Genomic DNA, 14,005 nt, shown 5'->3' with positions numbered 1-14,005 from the left:
CGCCCTGAAGGGTCAGAAGCGAACCGTGACGCCGGCGTTCACCGAGTGGAAGCGCGTGTCGCTGCCGAACTGGCCCTGGTACGACAGGTCGAGGTCGGTCTGGCTGTTCAGGCGCATTTTCGCCCCCACTTCGGTCAGTGCCACATTGCGCGTCTGCGCGATGCCCTGCACTTCGAAGTTCGGGCCGCCGGCGAAGGACTGCTCGTTGCGCGGGTCCAGGTCGCCGTAGGCACGGCGCCAGCCCAGCGAGCCGTACAGGTCGGTCTGGTGCTCGGCGATGCTGGTGCGGGTCGAGGCACGCAGGCCTGCGGTGGAGAACCAGGTGTCCTGCTTGTCGCTGGACACGCGCAGCCGCGCCGCGCCGCCTTTCTCGCGGAAGCTGTCGGCGTCGTACTTGACGTAGGACACGCCAACGAACGGTTCCAGCGCCACCGCGCCCAGGCCGATGCGGTAGGCCGCCTCACCACTGGCCTGCAAGGTGCTGGCATCGCGCTTACCCTTGAGGTGGTCGCTGAAGCCGGCGAAGGCTACGTTGCGCTTGCTGTCCAGCTCATGCCAGGTGTAGCCGACATCTGCGCTCAGGCGCAGGGCGTCGAACTGCGCACCGGTGTAGGCACCGAGGTGGTAGTTGTCGCTGTTGCCCTTGGCGTCGCGGTCGTCGGCGTCGAACTTCGAACGGCTGTAGCCGCCATAGACACCGGCGCTCCAGTCCTGGGTGATGCGCCCGTCGGCACCGATCAGCACGCCGCCGGTGCGCTGCTTGAGGCCGCTGGCGCCGTTGTTGCCGTCCAGGCGCGACCAGTTGCCGAAGGTCTGCACCCAGGCGCCGTTGTGCCCCGACGAGGCTTCAGGAGCGAGGTTCGAAGCGCCCACCGGCATGCTGATACGGCCATTGTCGAGCAGGCTGCGGGTGCGCGTGCCGAGTACCCCGGAGACCACCTGGCTGTTGGCGATCAGCGCGGTCGAGGTGCTGCTGTGGTAATCGCCGGAGAGTTGATCGATGGCGTTGCGGGCGCTGTCGGCATCGAGGATCAGCAGGTTGTTGTACAGGCGCAGCGGCGCGCCGCTCTGGCGCAGCTGGCTCAGCGCACCGGCAGTGTTCCATTGGTTGCCGGTGCGGGCGACGGTCTGGAAAATACCGGGCTTGCCGCCGGTTTCTGGCGGCTGAACCGGTGGTTGTACCGGTGGTTCGGGCTCTACGGGCGGCTCGACCGGTGGCTCGGGTTCAACCGGCGGGGTCACCGGTGGTTCGACCGGCGGTTCCGGCTCCACAGGCGGCTCGACCGGCGGTTCGACCGGTGGCTCAGGCTCGACCGGCGGCTCGACGGGAGGCTCGACCGGCGGCTCGACCGGCGGTTCCGGCTCGACTGGTGGTTCTACCGGTGGCTCAACTGGCGGTTCGGGGGTGGTGTCCTTCTGTGCGATGACCAGGTTCAGGTCGTTGTCGGTGCGCTTGAGGCTGACGTTGAGGAACGCCGAGTTGCTGAAGGCTTCGGCGTAGGCCTTGCCTTCTCTGTCGATTGCGACGATGCCGTCCTTGGCCGACAGCAGGGTGTAGGTCTGGCCGGTGGTGTAGCTCTGCGCATCGTTGAGGGTGGTGACGTCCACGCGGGTGCCGCGCAGGGTCGCAGCGCCGGTGACATTGACCCGGTCCGAGCCACCGTTGCCGGCGATGTCGGCGGCGTATCGCGAGCCTTCATCCATGTCCAGGTTGCCGTTGATGGTCAGGGTGCCGATCTGGCCTTCGCCTGGCGACAAGGTGCCGCCGGCGAACACCTGGGTGGCGCCGACCTGGCCGGTACCGGCCAGCACACCGCCGGCCAGAACCTGGCCGCTGTTGCTGTAGGTGCCAGACGGCGTGTCGTGGCCGATCTTGCCGTTGACCACCAGGGTGCCGTTGCCGACGCTGAAGGCCGACGTGCCACGCGGGTTGCTCTGGTCGATATCGCTGTCGAGCACCAGGCGACCACCGCGCACGATGGTGCCGCCGGACAACCCGCTCAGGTCGCCGCTCAGGGTGGTATCACCGCTGAAGCTGTACAGCCGGCCCGCGCCACTGATCTTGTTGCTCAACTGCAGTTCGCCAGTGTGGTTGAAGGCGATGGCGCCGGTCGCCGGGCCGGTGCCGAAGCGCAGGTCGCTGGCCGGATCGATTCGCCCCGCGGCGCGGGCGGCGCCTGCGGTGAGGGCGTCGTATTCGGTGCGGTTGTCATCGCGGGTGACCTCGCCGCCAAACGCCAGGGTGCCGTGGCCCGACGACAGGGTGGCGGTCTCGACGGAAATGTCGACGCCCTCGGTGCTCTTGAGCAGGGCGCCGTCGGCCAACATCAGGTTGGCGGTACGGGTGGTGTCGCCCAGCTTCAGCGTGCGCGTCTCAAGGCGCGTGTCTTCACCGGTCAGGGTGATGTTGGTGCTGCCGCCGACCACCCCACCGCCCAGTTGCATGGTGTCGCTTGCCAGTACCGCGCCATTGCTCAGGGTCAGGTCGTGACGGCTGCGGAAGTTGCCGCTGTTGTCCCAGCGCGTGCCTGCACCGGACATCTCGGTGATCGACACCATGGCCACCTGATCGCTCTTGATCCGCCCACCGTTCTGCAGGTTGATCCGCGTGTCGTAGACGAACGTGCCGCCCGAACGCAGGTTCACCACATCGACCAGCGAGTCCTTGCCGTCGACCAGCAGATTGGCCCGCGAATCGCCGTTGCCGGCACTGCCGTTGTCGCCCAGTTGCAGGTCACGCACCGACACTTCACCGCCGTTGAGCACGTTCAGCGTGCCCTGCGCCGCGCCGCCGATCAGCACGGTGTTGCCCAGCACCGCGTTGTTGCGCGGGGTGAGCCAGCGGCTGCCGGCACCTTCGACCACCAGCACGCCCATGGCGATCGGCGCGTTGTTGTCGGCGCGACCGCCGATGCGCCCGCCCTGGCTGGTGGCGGTGGCGCCGTTGTTGATGGTCAGGGTCGAGGTCAGGCCGGCGTTGGGGATCACCGAGATGCTGTCGTAGCCGCGGTCGCTGCTCCAGGTCTCAGCACCGTTGTTGAGCACGTAATGTTGGGCGGCATGGGCATTGGGCAGCACGCTCAGCGTGACCGCGAACGCCAGCGGGGAAAGTGTGAAAAGGGGCTTCATAGCGACTCCAGAGACTCCGTAGAGGCCACGCACGCGGCGGCGCGCCGGGCGTGGGCGTTTCCATTCTGAGAATTGTCAACAGAGGGAGTATCGGGAGGGGGTAGGGCGATGGGAATAGTACACATGTGCTAACGCGCAGCACGTGGGCAAGGCCCTGGGCAGCGGCAGTCAGGGCATTTCAGCCGACTGCCGCCGCCGTGGCGTCAGGCCTTGGCCGCCTCGGCTTCGCGCAGCATGAACAGTCGGTACAGCACCACGGTGCTGAACAGTTGCAGGAAGCCGCTGAGGCTGTCGAGCAGCAGCCCCACGCCAGGCTGTGGCTGCGGGAAGGCCATCAGCAGCAGGCCGTCGAGCAACCACAGTGGCGCGACCACCGCGAGCATGCAGGTCAGGATGCGCAGGAAATGCCCGGTGGTCATGCTCGCGCTCTCGCGCATCGATTCCATCACCGAGCGCCCGCGCAGCACCAGCAGGAACTCGGCGAAGGCCAGGTTGATCATGATCCACACGCCGGGGAAGATCAGCAGCACCAGACCGGCCATGATCAGCAGCGAGCTGATCAGAATCAGCACGGCCATCTGCGGCCACAACTGCACCGCCCGCGCCATCAGGTCACGCTTGGCGATGTCCTGGCCGCTGCTGCGGGTGTCGAGGTAAAGAATCAACGCTGCGGTGTACAGCGGGTAGAACACCAGGCTGGTGAGCATGGCATAGGTCGGGCTGGCCTGATCGCCCAGTTGTTGCAGCACTAACTGGGTAAAGAAGGCTTCGAGCACCACCACGGGCAGGCACAGCTGGGCGATGCCGAGCAGGTGCAGGCGGAAGAAATGCAGGGAGTCGCGCAGAACGCTATAGGGATTCATCAGTCAACATCGCATGGCCGGAAAGCAGGGCGCCACTGTAGCCCAGAGCGCTGCGCGGCTGAAGAAAGTTTCATCGCCGCAGTGCTTGAAGCGCTGCGTCAGCCCCCCCATCTTGATCGCGTCCGATGTCCTGTTCGCGCCCATGAGGTAGCCCCGATGAACACTGAAGAACAACGTTTGATCGATGGCCTGTTCGGCCGTATCCGCCAGGCCGAGGACCCGGCCCAGCCGCGCGATGCCCAGGCCCAGGCGTGCATCGAAGCGCACCTGCGTCAGCAGCCGGCCGCGCCGTACTACATGGCCCAGGCGATTCTGGTGCAGGAAGCGGCGCTCAAGCGCCTGGATGAGCAGAACAAACAGCTCCAGGCCGAGCTGCAACAGGCCAAGGCCGAGCCCCGCGACAGCAGCAACGCAGGCGGCGGCGGTGGTTTCCTCTCCAGCCTGTTCGGCGCCAACAACCGCCAGGCTGCTCCGTCAGCCCCAGCTCAGGCGCCAGCACGGCCGGTTACTTCGGCGCCCAATGGCGGCGGCTGGCGCGACGGCCCGCAGAGCGCCGCGCCCGCCGCTGCCCAGGCCGCCCCCGCAGCCGCACCTGCGCGTGGGGCTGCCGGCAGTTTCCTTGGCGGCGCCATGCAGACCGCCGCGGGCGTGGCCGGTGGTGTGCTGCTGGCCCAGGGCATCAGCAGCCTGTTCAACCATGGCTCGCAGCCCCAGGAAGTGGTGGAGGTGATCGAAGAGGCCCCGGCGCCGGCCAGCGAGCAAGGCGGCTGGCACGATCAGGCTGGCCAGCAGCAGGTGGCCGACAACGCTGACTACGGCAACGGTCAGGGCGGCTTTGCCGACACCGACTACGGCAACGACGATGGCGGCTTCTTCTCCGACGACGACTCGTTCATCTGATGCCTCTGGCATACTCCGCGACTTAGCCGCCAGGCCGGGTCGCCTACAGGAGTGACGATGAAGAAGATCGCGCTGTTCGCCGACGTGCAGAACCTCTATTACACCGTGCGCCAGGCGCACGGTTGTCATTTCAATTACGCGGCGCTGTGGGCCGAGGTCAGTGCCGAGGGCACGATCGTCGAGGCGGTGGCCTACGCCATCGACCGTGGCGACCCCAAGCAGCGGCAGTTCCAGCAGATTTTGCGCAACCTGGGTTTCGACGTGCGCCTCAAGCCCTATATTCAGCGCAGCGACGGGTCGGCCAAGGGCGACTGGGACGTGGGCATCACCCTCGATGTGGTCGATGCGGCGAGCCGGGTCGATCAGGTGGTGCTGGCCTCCGGTGACGGCGACTTCGATCTGCTGTTGCAGCGGGTGATCGAGCGTCATGGCGTGGAAGCGGTGGTGTACGGCGTGCAGGGGCTGACCGCGATGTCGCTGGTACGCGCCGCCAGCCGCTACGTGCCGGTGGAAGGAAGACTGCTTTTGCGCAACTGAGTCATCCACAAGTGTGCAGGTGATTTAGTTGCGTATTGTTACGGGCCGCAGCAGCGTGGGGGCCGTACACTGGGCTTACCCGTCAACGGAACCCGAGTAATCCGTCATGCCTGCCCCCCGTCGTTTCCCGCTGTTGTTGATCGGCGCGTTCTTTGCCCTGTATGTCGTCTGGGGCTCCACCTACCTGATGATTCGCATCGGTGTCGAATCCTGGCCACCGATGCTGATGGCCGGGGTGCGCTTCGTCATCGCTGGCGCGCTGCTGTATGGCTTTCTGCGCTGGCGCGGCGCTCCTGCGCCGAGCTGGCCGCAGTGGCGGGCGACCGGGGCGATCGGTTTTCTGCTGCTCAGCTGCGGCAATGGCGGCGTGACCCTGGCCGAGCACGCCGGGGTGTCGTCCGGCGTCGCGGCGCTGGCGGTGGCCACGGTGCCGCTGTTCACCTTGCTTTTCGGGCTGCTGTTCGGCTACCGCAACTCGCGCCTGGAATGGGCCGGCATTCTGCTGGGCCTGGCCGGTATCGGCCTGCTCAACCTGGGCTCCAACCTGCAAGCCAGCCCCATGGGCGCGGTGCTGATCCTCTTCGCTGCGGCGGCCTGGGCGTTCGGCTCGGTGTGGAGCAAACGCCTACCGCTGCCCCAGGGCGCCATGGCGGCGGCCTGCGAGATGCTCTGGGGCGGCGCGATCCTGCTGCTGGCCAGTGCCCTGAGCGGCGAACGCATGACCCAGGCGCCCAGCGCCGCGGGTTGGGGCGCGTTGATCTACCTGATTCTGTTCGGCTCGATTCTGGCCTTCAGCGCCTACATGTACCTGCTCAAGCACGTGCGTCCGGCGGCGGCCACCAGTTACGCCTACGTCAACCCGGCCGTGGCGGTGCTGCTCGGCATCGTCTTCGCTGGCGAGCAGGTAGGCGTCGAGGAATGCCTGGCCATGGCGGTGATCATCGGCGCGGTGGTGCTGATTGGCCTGCCGCAATGGCGGCGCGCGCCGGTGGTCCCGGTGGAAGGCAAAATGTGCAAGTAGGGCAGGGCGTTGCGGTAAACTTGCCGGCTTCGCTGAACCCCTGACGGTATTGCCATGACTTTCGCCAACCTCGGCCTGATCGAACCGCTGCTGCACGTCTTGCAGCAGATGGACTACACCACCCCCACGCCGATTCAGGCCAAGGCCATTCCTGCCGTGCTGGCCGGCCGTGACCTGATGGCCGCGGCGCAGACCGGCACCGGCAAGACCGCAGGTTTCGGCCTGCCGTTGCTGCAGCGTCTGGCGATGGAAGGGGAAAAAGTCGCCAGCAACTCGATCCGCGCGCTGGTGCTGGTGCCGACCCGCGAGCTGGCCGAACAGGTTCACGCCAACCTGCGCGCCTACGCCGAGCACCTGCCGCTCAGCACCTATGCGGTGTACGGCGGTGTCAGCATCAACCCACAGATGATGCGCCTGCGCCGCGGTGTCGACCTGCTGGTGGCGACCCCCGGGCGTCTGCTCGACCTGTTCCGCCAGAACGCGCTGAAGTTCGGTCAGGTGCAGACCCTGGTGCTCGATGAAGCCGACCGCATGCTCGACCTGGGCTTTGCCGAAGAGCTGCAGGCGGTGTACGCCGCCTTGCCGCGCAAGCGCCAGACGCTGCTGTTCTCGGCGACCTTCTCCGAGCAGATCCGTCTGCTCGCAGGCCTTGCGCTGAACGACCCGCTGAGCATCGAAGTCAGCCCGCGCAACGTCACCGCCAGTACCGTCAAGCAATGGCTGGTGACGGTCGACAAGAAGCGCAAGGCCGACCTGTTCTGCCACCTGCTGCGCAAGAAACGCTGGGGCCAGGTGCTGGTGTTCGCCAAGACCCGCAACGGCGTCGATCAATTGGTCGAGCGCCTGCAGGGCGAGGGCATCAAGGCCGACGGCATCCACGGCGACCGCCCCCAGGCCACCCGCCAGCGCGCCCTGGACAGTTTCAAACAGCGGGAAATCCAGGTGCTGGTGGCCACCGATGTCGCCGCCCGCGGCCTGGACATCGATGACCTGCCGCTGGTGGTCAACCTCGACCTGCCGATCGTCGCCGAAGATTACGTGCACCGCATCGGCCGTACCGGCCGTGCCGGCAACAGCGGCGAGGCAATCTCGCTGGTGTGCGCCGATGAAGTGCAACTGCTGGCCGCCATCGAAGTGCTGACCCGCCAGACCTTGCCACGGCATGACGAGCCCGATTTCATCCCCGACCACCGCGTGCCGCAGACCGATGCCAGTGGCCAGGTGATCAAGAAACCGAAGAAACCGAAAAAGCCCAAGGAAACCGCTGCCAAGCGCGGTCTGGGCAAGTGGATGGACAGCAGTGGATCGGACGCGCCGGCGGTCAAACCGGTGCGCAAGGTGCCCAGTTTCAATGGCGGGCCGCGCAAGAAGGGCAAGTCCTGAGCCTCTGCTCTGGCTCCGAGAACCCTAGCCGGCGTCGCCGGCCTTCGCGGCTGAAGCCGCTTCAGGGTTGTGAACAGCCCCCCGAATTCATTCAACACGTAACACCGTAAAGAGGACCAACCGATGAGGCCCATCCGCCTTGACCGTTTCTGCATGGGGCTGCTGGCCCTGTTGCTGTGGGTCGCCATGCCCGCCTGGGCGGCCACTGCCGACCCGGCGCCGCGCCCGGCGGTGGTCGAGCAGCAGAGCCTGGAGGACAACGCCAGCCTCGAGCAGCTCGGCGCGCGCCTCGATCAGGTGCGCCAGGGTGTCACCAGCAGCGCCAACGATGACCTGCTGTCACAACTGCGCCAGGCCGCGCTGCAAGTACAGCGTCAGGCTGCGGATCTTGCCACCCAACGCACCACCGATGTGCAGCGGGTCGCCGATCAGCTGAGCGTGGTCGGCTCGCCCCAGGCCGATGAGCCCGACACCCTGACCCAGCAGCGCAAACAGCTCACTGTCCAGCAAAAGTCGTTGCAAGCCGAACAGAAGCAGGCCACCGACCTTGCCCAGTCGGCCCGTGACCTGTCGACGCAGATCGTCAACCTGCGCCGCAGCCTGTTCAACTCGCAGATCACCAGCCGCGCCGCGAGCCCGCTGAGTCCGGCGTTCTGGTCGAGCCTGGTGCGCCCCACCGATGAAGACGTGGCGCGTCTGGCCACCCTGCGCAACGACGCCGCCGAGGCCGTGGCCAGCGCCTTCAGTGCAGAGCATCGCTGGCTGTTCCTCAGCAGCCTGCTGGCCGCCGTACTGGTGTGGACGCTGGGTCGCCGCCTGCTGGAAAAGGCCTTGGCCTACCTGGTGGTGCGTTGGCTGCCGGAAGGACGCCTGCGCCGCAGCGCCCTGGCCCTGGGCGTCAGCCTGGCGACCCTGAGCACCATCGGGGGCGCGGTGTCGCTGGTGCGTTGGGGTCTTGAGACCAGCGCCGAACTCAGCACCGACCTGACCAGCCTGACCGACCACATCCTCACCCTGGTGGTGTTCAGCGCCTTCATCGCCGGGCTTGGCCGCGCCATGCTGATGCTGCAACGCCCGTCCTGGCGCCTGCCGCCGATCCCCGATGAAATCGCCAGCGCCCTGGGCTGGTTCCCCCAGGCGCTGGCCCTGGCGCTGATGCTGCTGCTCACCGTCGAGCGCATCAACAGCGTGATCGGCACCAGCCTGGCGCTGACCCTGGCCAGCAACGGCCTGACCGCGCTGGTGGTCTCGGGCCTGTTCCTGGGCGCACTGGTGTGCTACCGCCGCAGCCGCCGGCGGCACGACCTGCCGCGTCCATCAGGGCTGGCCGGGCTGATTCCGTTCGTCATGCTGGTGTGGGTGCTGGTGATCATCGTCGCGCTGCTCACCGGCTTCCTGACCCTGGCCTACTTCCTCACCGCCAAGTTGCTGTGGATCAGCGTGGTCGCCACCTGCGCCTACCTGATGGTCACGGTGTTCGGCGACCTCTGCGAAAACCTGCTCTCGCCGCGTCAACCCGGTGGCCTGGCACTGGCCTCGGCGCTGGGGCTGCAACACCGCCACCAGGCCCAGGCCAGCACCATTCTTGCCGGCGTCGGTCGCACCCTGATGCTGTTCATCGCGGCGATGTTCGCCTTCCTGCCGTCCGGCACCAGCCCAGGCGAGCTGCTGATGAGCCTGGGAGAGTGGGACGGCAGCGGTGGCAAGCTGCTCGGCAACCTCAACCTGATGCCCACCGACATCTTCCTTGCCGTGGCGATCTTCTTCGGCGGCCTGTTCGCCATCCGTGTGCTCAAGCGCTGGCTGGGCGAACGCCTGCTGCCCGACACCGACATGGACGCCGGCATGCGTGCCTCGCTGGTGACCCTGGTCGGCTACATCGGTTTTTTGTTCCTGGCATCACTGGTGATGTCGACCCTGCACATCAACCTCACCAGCCTGACCTGGGTGGTCAGTGCGCTGTCGGTGGGTATCGGTTTCGGCTTGCAGCAGATCGTGCAGAACTTCATTTCCGGCCTGATCCTGCTCACCGAGCGGCCGGTCAAGGTCGGCGACTGGGTAAGCCTGGCCGGGGTCGAGGGCGACATTCGCCGGATCAACGTGCGCGCCACGGAAATCCAGATGTCCGACCGCTCGACGGTGATCGTGCCCAACTCGCAGTTCATCTCGCAGAACGTGCGCAACGTGACCATGGCCAACGCCTTGGGCGTGGTCGGCATCACCCTGACCCTGCCGCTGGACACCGATGCCAACAAGGTCCGCGAACTGCTGCTGACCGCGTACCACGAGCACGAAGGCATCCTCGACGCCCCGGCGCCGTCGGTGAGCTTCAAGGACATCACCGCCGCCGGCATGGTGCTGGCGGTCAGCGGCTACGTGGCTGGCCCGCGGCAGGTCTCGGGTGCCCGTAGCGACCTGCTGTTCACCATCCTCGGCCGTCTGCGCGAAGAAGGCATTGCCTTGTCGTCGCCGCAGAGCATGTTGCTGTTGCAGGGCGGCACGCCGGCCCCTGACGCTTCGGCGTAACGCTCGGCGTATACAGCAACGGCCCGTCTTTACGGGCCGTTGTCGTTCAGGGCGTCGTCTGGAGTGCGGGGATCACGGGCGTTGGCGGCTGCAACGCATGCCCCAGCAACGCCTGACCGGTACGCGCCGCATGCGCAGCGCCGATCAGCATGCCCACACCGGGCGCGCCTGCACTGGCCAGGCAGTATTCGTCGAGAACGTCTTCGATGCTGCGCAGCAGTTGCGCGGCGTAGGCCAGGGCATCCTCTGGGCTGAGGTCGCTGTGGATGGACAAGTAGGGGGTGTGGATGAGTTTGCGGGGTGGATCGGGGACGAGCTTTTTCATGAGTGAACTCCGATGTCTTAGCAGGAGCTGCCAGACAGATTCCTCTCACAAAATCCTGGGTGGCAGCCGCTCGCGGGGTGAGAGACCGGCGAGCATCGGAATTCCGGCCAGGCCGAAGCCTGCCCACGAACGGCTGCCATAACACTGGCACGATGCATCACCGGGCTCTCACACCCCGTCGCCAATCGGGGCGACTTGGGGAAGCTAGTCCCTATGAACTTGGCCGGCAATATTGAAACGGCTGCAGCGTCGGTAGGATAAATCTCTAGTCTCGGGACCTGAAGCATTCGCAGAAAGATTCGGAATTCTCTGACACTTCGTCCCAGTGCCCACCGACCAGATGGAGGCATATCGCCACTACCGCCATTGCAGAGCGGTGCCACTAGGCTCAAGTGAAGAACGTGTCGCTGAAAAGGGGTTTTAGCGACATGAGCAGCCACCGCGGAGACGAGAGTGGCTAGAACCCGTGCCTGATTGAAGCCTTACCAGCAAACCCGCAAGTGATAGGATGCGCTCCGATATTCAGCGCTCCAGAGTGCCAACCATGAAGTCTTACCAGCCCCCACTGACTATCACCCCACGCATGCTCGCGCTGGTCGCCGACATCAGCGAGCAGGTCGGGGTGCTGACCGCCAGGCGCGAAGCGGCCATGGCCCCGCAGTTGCGGCGCGGCAACCGCATTCGCACCATCCAGGCCTCGCTGGCCATCGAAAACAATACCCTCGATGTCGAGCAAGTGACGGCTGTGCTGGATGGCAAACGTGTGCTTGGGCTGCCGCGGGAAATTCAGGAAGTGCGCAACGCCTTCCAGGCCTACGAAGCGATGCCGGGCTGGAATCCTGCACGGTTGAACGATCTGCTGGCCGCGCATCGTCTGCTCATGCATGGCTTGATCGATGACGCAGGCCAACTGCGCAACAGCGGCGTTGGGATCTATCGAGAACAACGCCTGTTGCACATGGCCCCTCCCGCCAGTCGCTTGAGCTCGCTGATGCAGGATCTGCTGGGCTGGTTGGCGAGCAGTGACTGGCCGCCGTTGATCAACAGTTGTGTCTTCCACTACGAATTCGAGTTCATCCACCCCTTCGCCGATGGCAATGGGCGGATGGGACGGTTGTGGCAAACCTTGATTCTCAGCCGCTGGCGTCCGGTCCTGGCTTACCTGCCAGTGGAATCGGTGATCTGCGCCCGGCAGGAGGCTTACTCCGCAGCATTGGCTTCAGCGGATCAGGCCGCTGAGGCTACGCCGTTCGTGGTGTTCATGCTTGAAGCGCTGGAGCAGGCGCTGCGCGAGGCCAGCGACAGCGAGCACGTGACCGTACAAGTAAGCGACCAAGTAAACGTACAAGTAAGCGACCAAGTAGCGAAGCTGTTGGCCGTGCTGACCCCTGGGGTTGCACTCAAAGCCAGCGAATTGATGCAACGCCTTGGTCTGGCGCATCGGGCGACGTTCAACAAGAACTATCTCAAGCCCGCACTGGCCGCAGGCTTGATCGAGATGACCGATCCCGACTCGCCTCGCAGCCCTGCCCAGCAGTACCGTCGGGTGTGACCACAGCACTCATCCACTCGCAAGCCTTCCCCCGACCGACCCATCCAATCGAATTCCTGCCCCTGATCACCACACGCGTCACAGCCTGTGACGCAAACAGGCATGCCAATCGCGACATCTGACGCAATCGGATAACCGTCGTCGTAATCACGCAGCAACGAGACGTTCTCACGTAATTTCCCACAGGCCGAGGGGGCTTAAATGGACACCGAAATTCGCTGGCGCAGTGCCGGGTATAGCGTGTAGAACGTCAACAAAATCGCGTGAGTACTGCGTTAATCATTGTTCTATAAGGAGAAATGTTCGCCTACGCCTGCCCGTCCTTTCCTGTGTCAGCAAAAAGAGAACAATATCAATGAACACCGTGGGATCTGATGGCAATGCCCTTGCGCAAGGGTTCAAGCCACGTCATGTAACGATGCTGTCGATTGCCGGCATCATCGGCGCCGGACTATTCGTCGGTTCTGGGCACGCCATCGCGGCAGCCGGCCCAGCCACCATCATTTCGTACTTCGTGGCCGGAACCTTGGTCGTTCTGGTCATGCGCATGCTCGGTGAGATGGCCGTCGCCCATCCCGACACCGGCTCGTTCTCCACCTACGCCGACCAGGCCATCGGCCGCTGGGCCGGCTACACCATCGGTTGGCTGTACTGGTGGTTCTGGGTATTGGTGATTCCCATCGAAGCCCTGGCCGCCGGGCACGTGCTCAACGCCTGGTTCCCGCAGATCGACAGCTGGATCTTCGCCCTCGCCTCGGTGCTGCTGCTGGCCTGCACCAACCTGTTCAGCGTGGCCAAATACGGCGAGTTCGAGTTCTGGTTCGCGATTCTCAAGGTCACCGCGATTCTGGCCTTCATCGGCCTGGGCTTCTCGGCCCTGATGGGCTGGCTGCCCGACCGCGAAGTGAGCGGCCTGAGCACCCTGATCGCCGAGAAGGGCGGCTTTGCCCCCAATGGCTGGTCGGCGGTGATCGGCGCCTTTATCACCGTGATGTTCAGCTTCATCGGCACCGAAGCGGTGACCATCGCTGCGTCCGAATCGAGCGACCCGTCGCGCAACATCGCCAAGGCCACCCGCTCGGTGATCTGGCGGATCAGCACCTTCTATATCCTGTCGATCTTCGTGATCATCTCCGTGGTGCCGTGGAACGACCCGCAACTGGCCGTGGTGGGTTCCTACCAGCGCGCGCTGGAAATCATGAACATTCCCCACGCCGCCTTCCTGGTCGACATGGTGGTGCTGGTCGCGGTCACCAGCTGCATGAACTCGTCGATCTACATCGCCTCGCGGATGATGTACTCGCTGGCCAAGCGCGGCGACGCCCCGGCCATGCTCAAGGGCACCAGCAAGGTCGGCGTACCGCGCGCAGCGGTGTTCGGCAGTACGCTGATAGGCGCCGGTATCGCGGTGCTCAACTACTTCGCACCCAAGGGCGTGTTCGAGTTCCTGCTGGCCAGCTCCGGCGCCATCGCGCTGCTGGTATACCTGGTCATCGCCATCTCGCAACTGCGCATGCGCCGTCGCCTGGAGCGCGAGAACACCGAGCTGAAGTTCCGCATGTGGCTGTTCCCGTACCTGACCTGGCTGGTGATCATCTTCATCAGTTGCGCCCTGGGCGTGATGATGTTCACCGAGGCGCACCGCGCCGAAGTCAGCGCCACCCTGGGCCTGGCCATCGTGATTTCCTTCCTCGGCATCGTCACCACCCGCAGCCATGCACGGCGTGCGGTAGGCGTCGGCTCGCTCGGCTGAGATCGACGCGCTGTAT

At 65.3% G+C, this 14,005-nt stretch carries 10 protein-coding genes; 7 read left to right on the top strand and 3 right to left on the bottom strand.

Features of this window, described 5'->3' with window-relative positions; all coding sequences use genetic code 11:
* Nucleotides 1–12 precede the first annotated feature (12 nt).
* A complete protein-coding gene (locus LK03_RS02920) occupies nt 13–3,129 on the bottom strand; it encodes an autotransporter domain-containing protein (protein WP_081951543.1) in 3,117 nt (1,038 codons plus the stop codon).
* 203 nt (nt 3,130–3,332) lie between these two features.
* Nucleotides 3,333–3,992, bottom strand: coding sequence for a YciC family protein (locus LK03_RS02915; RefSeq protein WP_038410989.1), 660 nt, complete (start codon nt 3,990–3,992; stop codon nt 3,333–3,335).
* A gap of 156 nt (nt 3,993–4,148) precedes the next feature.
* On the opposite strand from LK03_RS02915, the gene LK03_RS02910 reads away from it, so the two are divergent.
* From LK03_RS02910 to LK03_RS02890, 5 genes are all read left to right on the top strand, one after another.
* Nucleotides 4,149–4,892, top strand: a complete 744-nt coding sequence (locus tag LK03_RS02910; protein WP_038410988.1) for a DUF2076 domain-containing protein — start codon at nt 4,149–4,151, stop codon at nt 4,890–4,892.
* 57 nt (nt 4,893–4,949) lie between these two features.
* Nucleotides 4,950–5,429 (top strand): NYN domain-containing protein, encoded by a 480-nt coding sequence (locus LK03_RS02905; RefSeq protein ID WP_038410987.1) that lies wholly within the window; start codon nt 4,950–4,952, stop codon nt 5,427–5,429.
* A gap of 106 nt (nt 5,430–5,535) precedes the next feature.
* Nucleotides 5,536–6,450, top strand: coding sequence for a drug/metabolite exporter YedA (gene yedA / locus LK03_RS02900; RefSeq protein WP_038410986.1), 915 nt, complete (start codon nt 5,536–5,538; stop codon nt 6,448–6,450).
* A gap of 54 nt (nt 6,451–6,504) precedes the next feature.
* Nucleotides 6,505–7,833, top strand: coding sequence for a DEAD/DEAH box helicase (locus LK03_RS02895; RefSeq protein ID WP_038410985.1), 1,329 nt, complete (start codon nt 6,505–6,507; stop codon nt 7,831–7,833).
* Between the two features lie 123 nt (nt 7,834–7,956).
* Nucleotides 7,957–10,359, top strand: a complete 2,403-nt coding sequence (locus LK03_RS02890; protein ID WP_038410984.1) for a DUF3772 domain-containing protein — start codon at nt 7,957–7,959, stop codon at nt 10,357–10,359.
* Nucleotides 10,360–10,405: 46 nt separating this feature from the next.
* Here LK03_RS02890 and LK03_RS02885 read toward each other — a convergent pair whose 3' ends face one another.
* On the bottom strand, nt 10,406–10,684 hold the full coding sequence (locus LK03_RS02885) for a hypothetical protein (protein ID WP_049870417.1): 279 nt from the start codon (nt 10,682–10,684) through the stop codon (nt 10,406–10,408).
* Nucleotides 10,685–11,228: 544 nt separating this feature from the next.
* Here LK03_RS02885 and LK03_RS02880 point away from each other — a divergent pair.
* Together LK03_RS02880 and gabP are read left to right on the top strand one after the other, a co-directional pair.
* Nucleotides 11,229–12,236 carry a Fic family protein gene (locus LK03_RS02880; RefSeq protein ID WP_038410983.1) on the top strand — a complete coding sequence of 336 codons (1,008 nt, stop codon included), beginning with the start codon at nt 11,229–11,231 and terminating at the stop codon, nt 12,234–12,236.
* A 355-nt stretch (nt 12,237–12,591) separates the two neighbouring features.
* Complete coding sequence (gabP, locus tag LK03_RS02875; RefSeq protein ID WP_038410982.1) at nt 12,592–13,989, top strand: GABA permease; 1,398 nt, start codon at nt 12,592–12,594, stop codon at nt 13,987–13,989.
* Nucleotides 13,990–14,005 lie beyond the last annotated feature (16 nt).

Origin of the sequence: Pseudomonas cremoricolorata, from assembly GCF_000759535.1 — a bacterium.
In the GTDB taxonomy this organism is placed as follows: Bacteria; Pseudomonadota; Gammaproteobacteria; order Pseudomonadales; family Pseudomonadaceae; genus Aquipseudomonas; species Aquipseudomonas cremoricolorata_A.
This window is presented reverse-complemented; position numbering and strand designations above follow the sequence as displayed.

What these genes read in the sequence shown, in the direction of transcription:
- LK03_RS02920 (WP_081951543.1), bottom strand. Translation starts at nt 3,129, where the DNA reads ATGAAGCCCCTTTTCACACTTTCCCCGCTGGCGTTCGCGGTCACGCTG.
- LK03_RS02915 (WP_038410989.1), bottom strand. Translation starts at nt 3,992, where the DNA reads ATGAATCCCTATAGCGTTCTGCGCGACTCCCTGCATTTCTTCCGCCTG.
- LK03_RS02910 (WP_038410988.1), top strand. Translation starts at nt 4,149, where the DNA reads ATGAACACTGAAGAACAACGTTTGATCGATGGCCTGTTCGGCCGTATC.
- LK03_RS02905 (WP_038410987.1), top strand. Translation starts at nt 4,950, where the DNA reads ATGAAGAAGATCGCGCTGTTCGCCGACGTGCAGAACCTCTATTACACC.
- yedA (WP_038410986.1), top strand. Translation starts at nt 5,536, where the DNA reads ATGCCTGCCCCCCGTCGTTTCCCGCTGTTGTTGATCGGCGCGTTCTTT.
- LK03_RS02895 (WP_038410985.1), top strand. Translation starts at nt 6,505, where the DNA reads ATGACTTTCGCCAACCTCGGCCTGATCGAACCGCTGCTGCACGTCTTG.
- LK03_RS02890 (WP_038410984.1), top strand. Translation starts at nt 7,957, where the DNA reads ATGAGGCCCATCCGCCTTGACCGTTTCTGCATGGGGCTGCTGGCCCTG.
- LK03_RS02885 (WP_049870417.1), bottom strand. Translation starts at nt 10,684, where the DNA reads ATGAAAAAGCTCGTCCCCGATCCACCCCGCAAACTCATCCACACCCCC.
- LK03_RS02880 (WP_038410983.1), top strand. Translation starts at nt 11,229, where the DNA reads ATGAAGTCTTACCAGCCCCCACTGACTATCACCCCACGCATGCTCGCG.
- gabP (WP_038410982.1), top strand. Translation starts at nt 12,592, where the DNA reads ATGAACACCGTGGGATCTGATGGCAATGCCCTTGCGCAAGGGTTCAAG.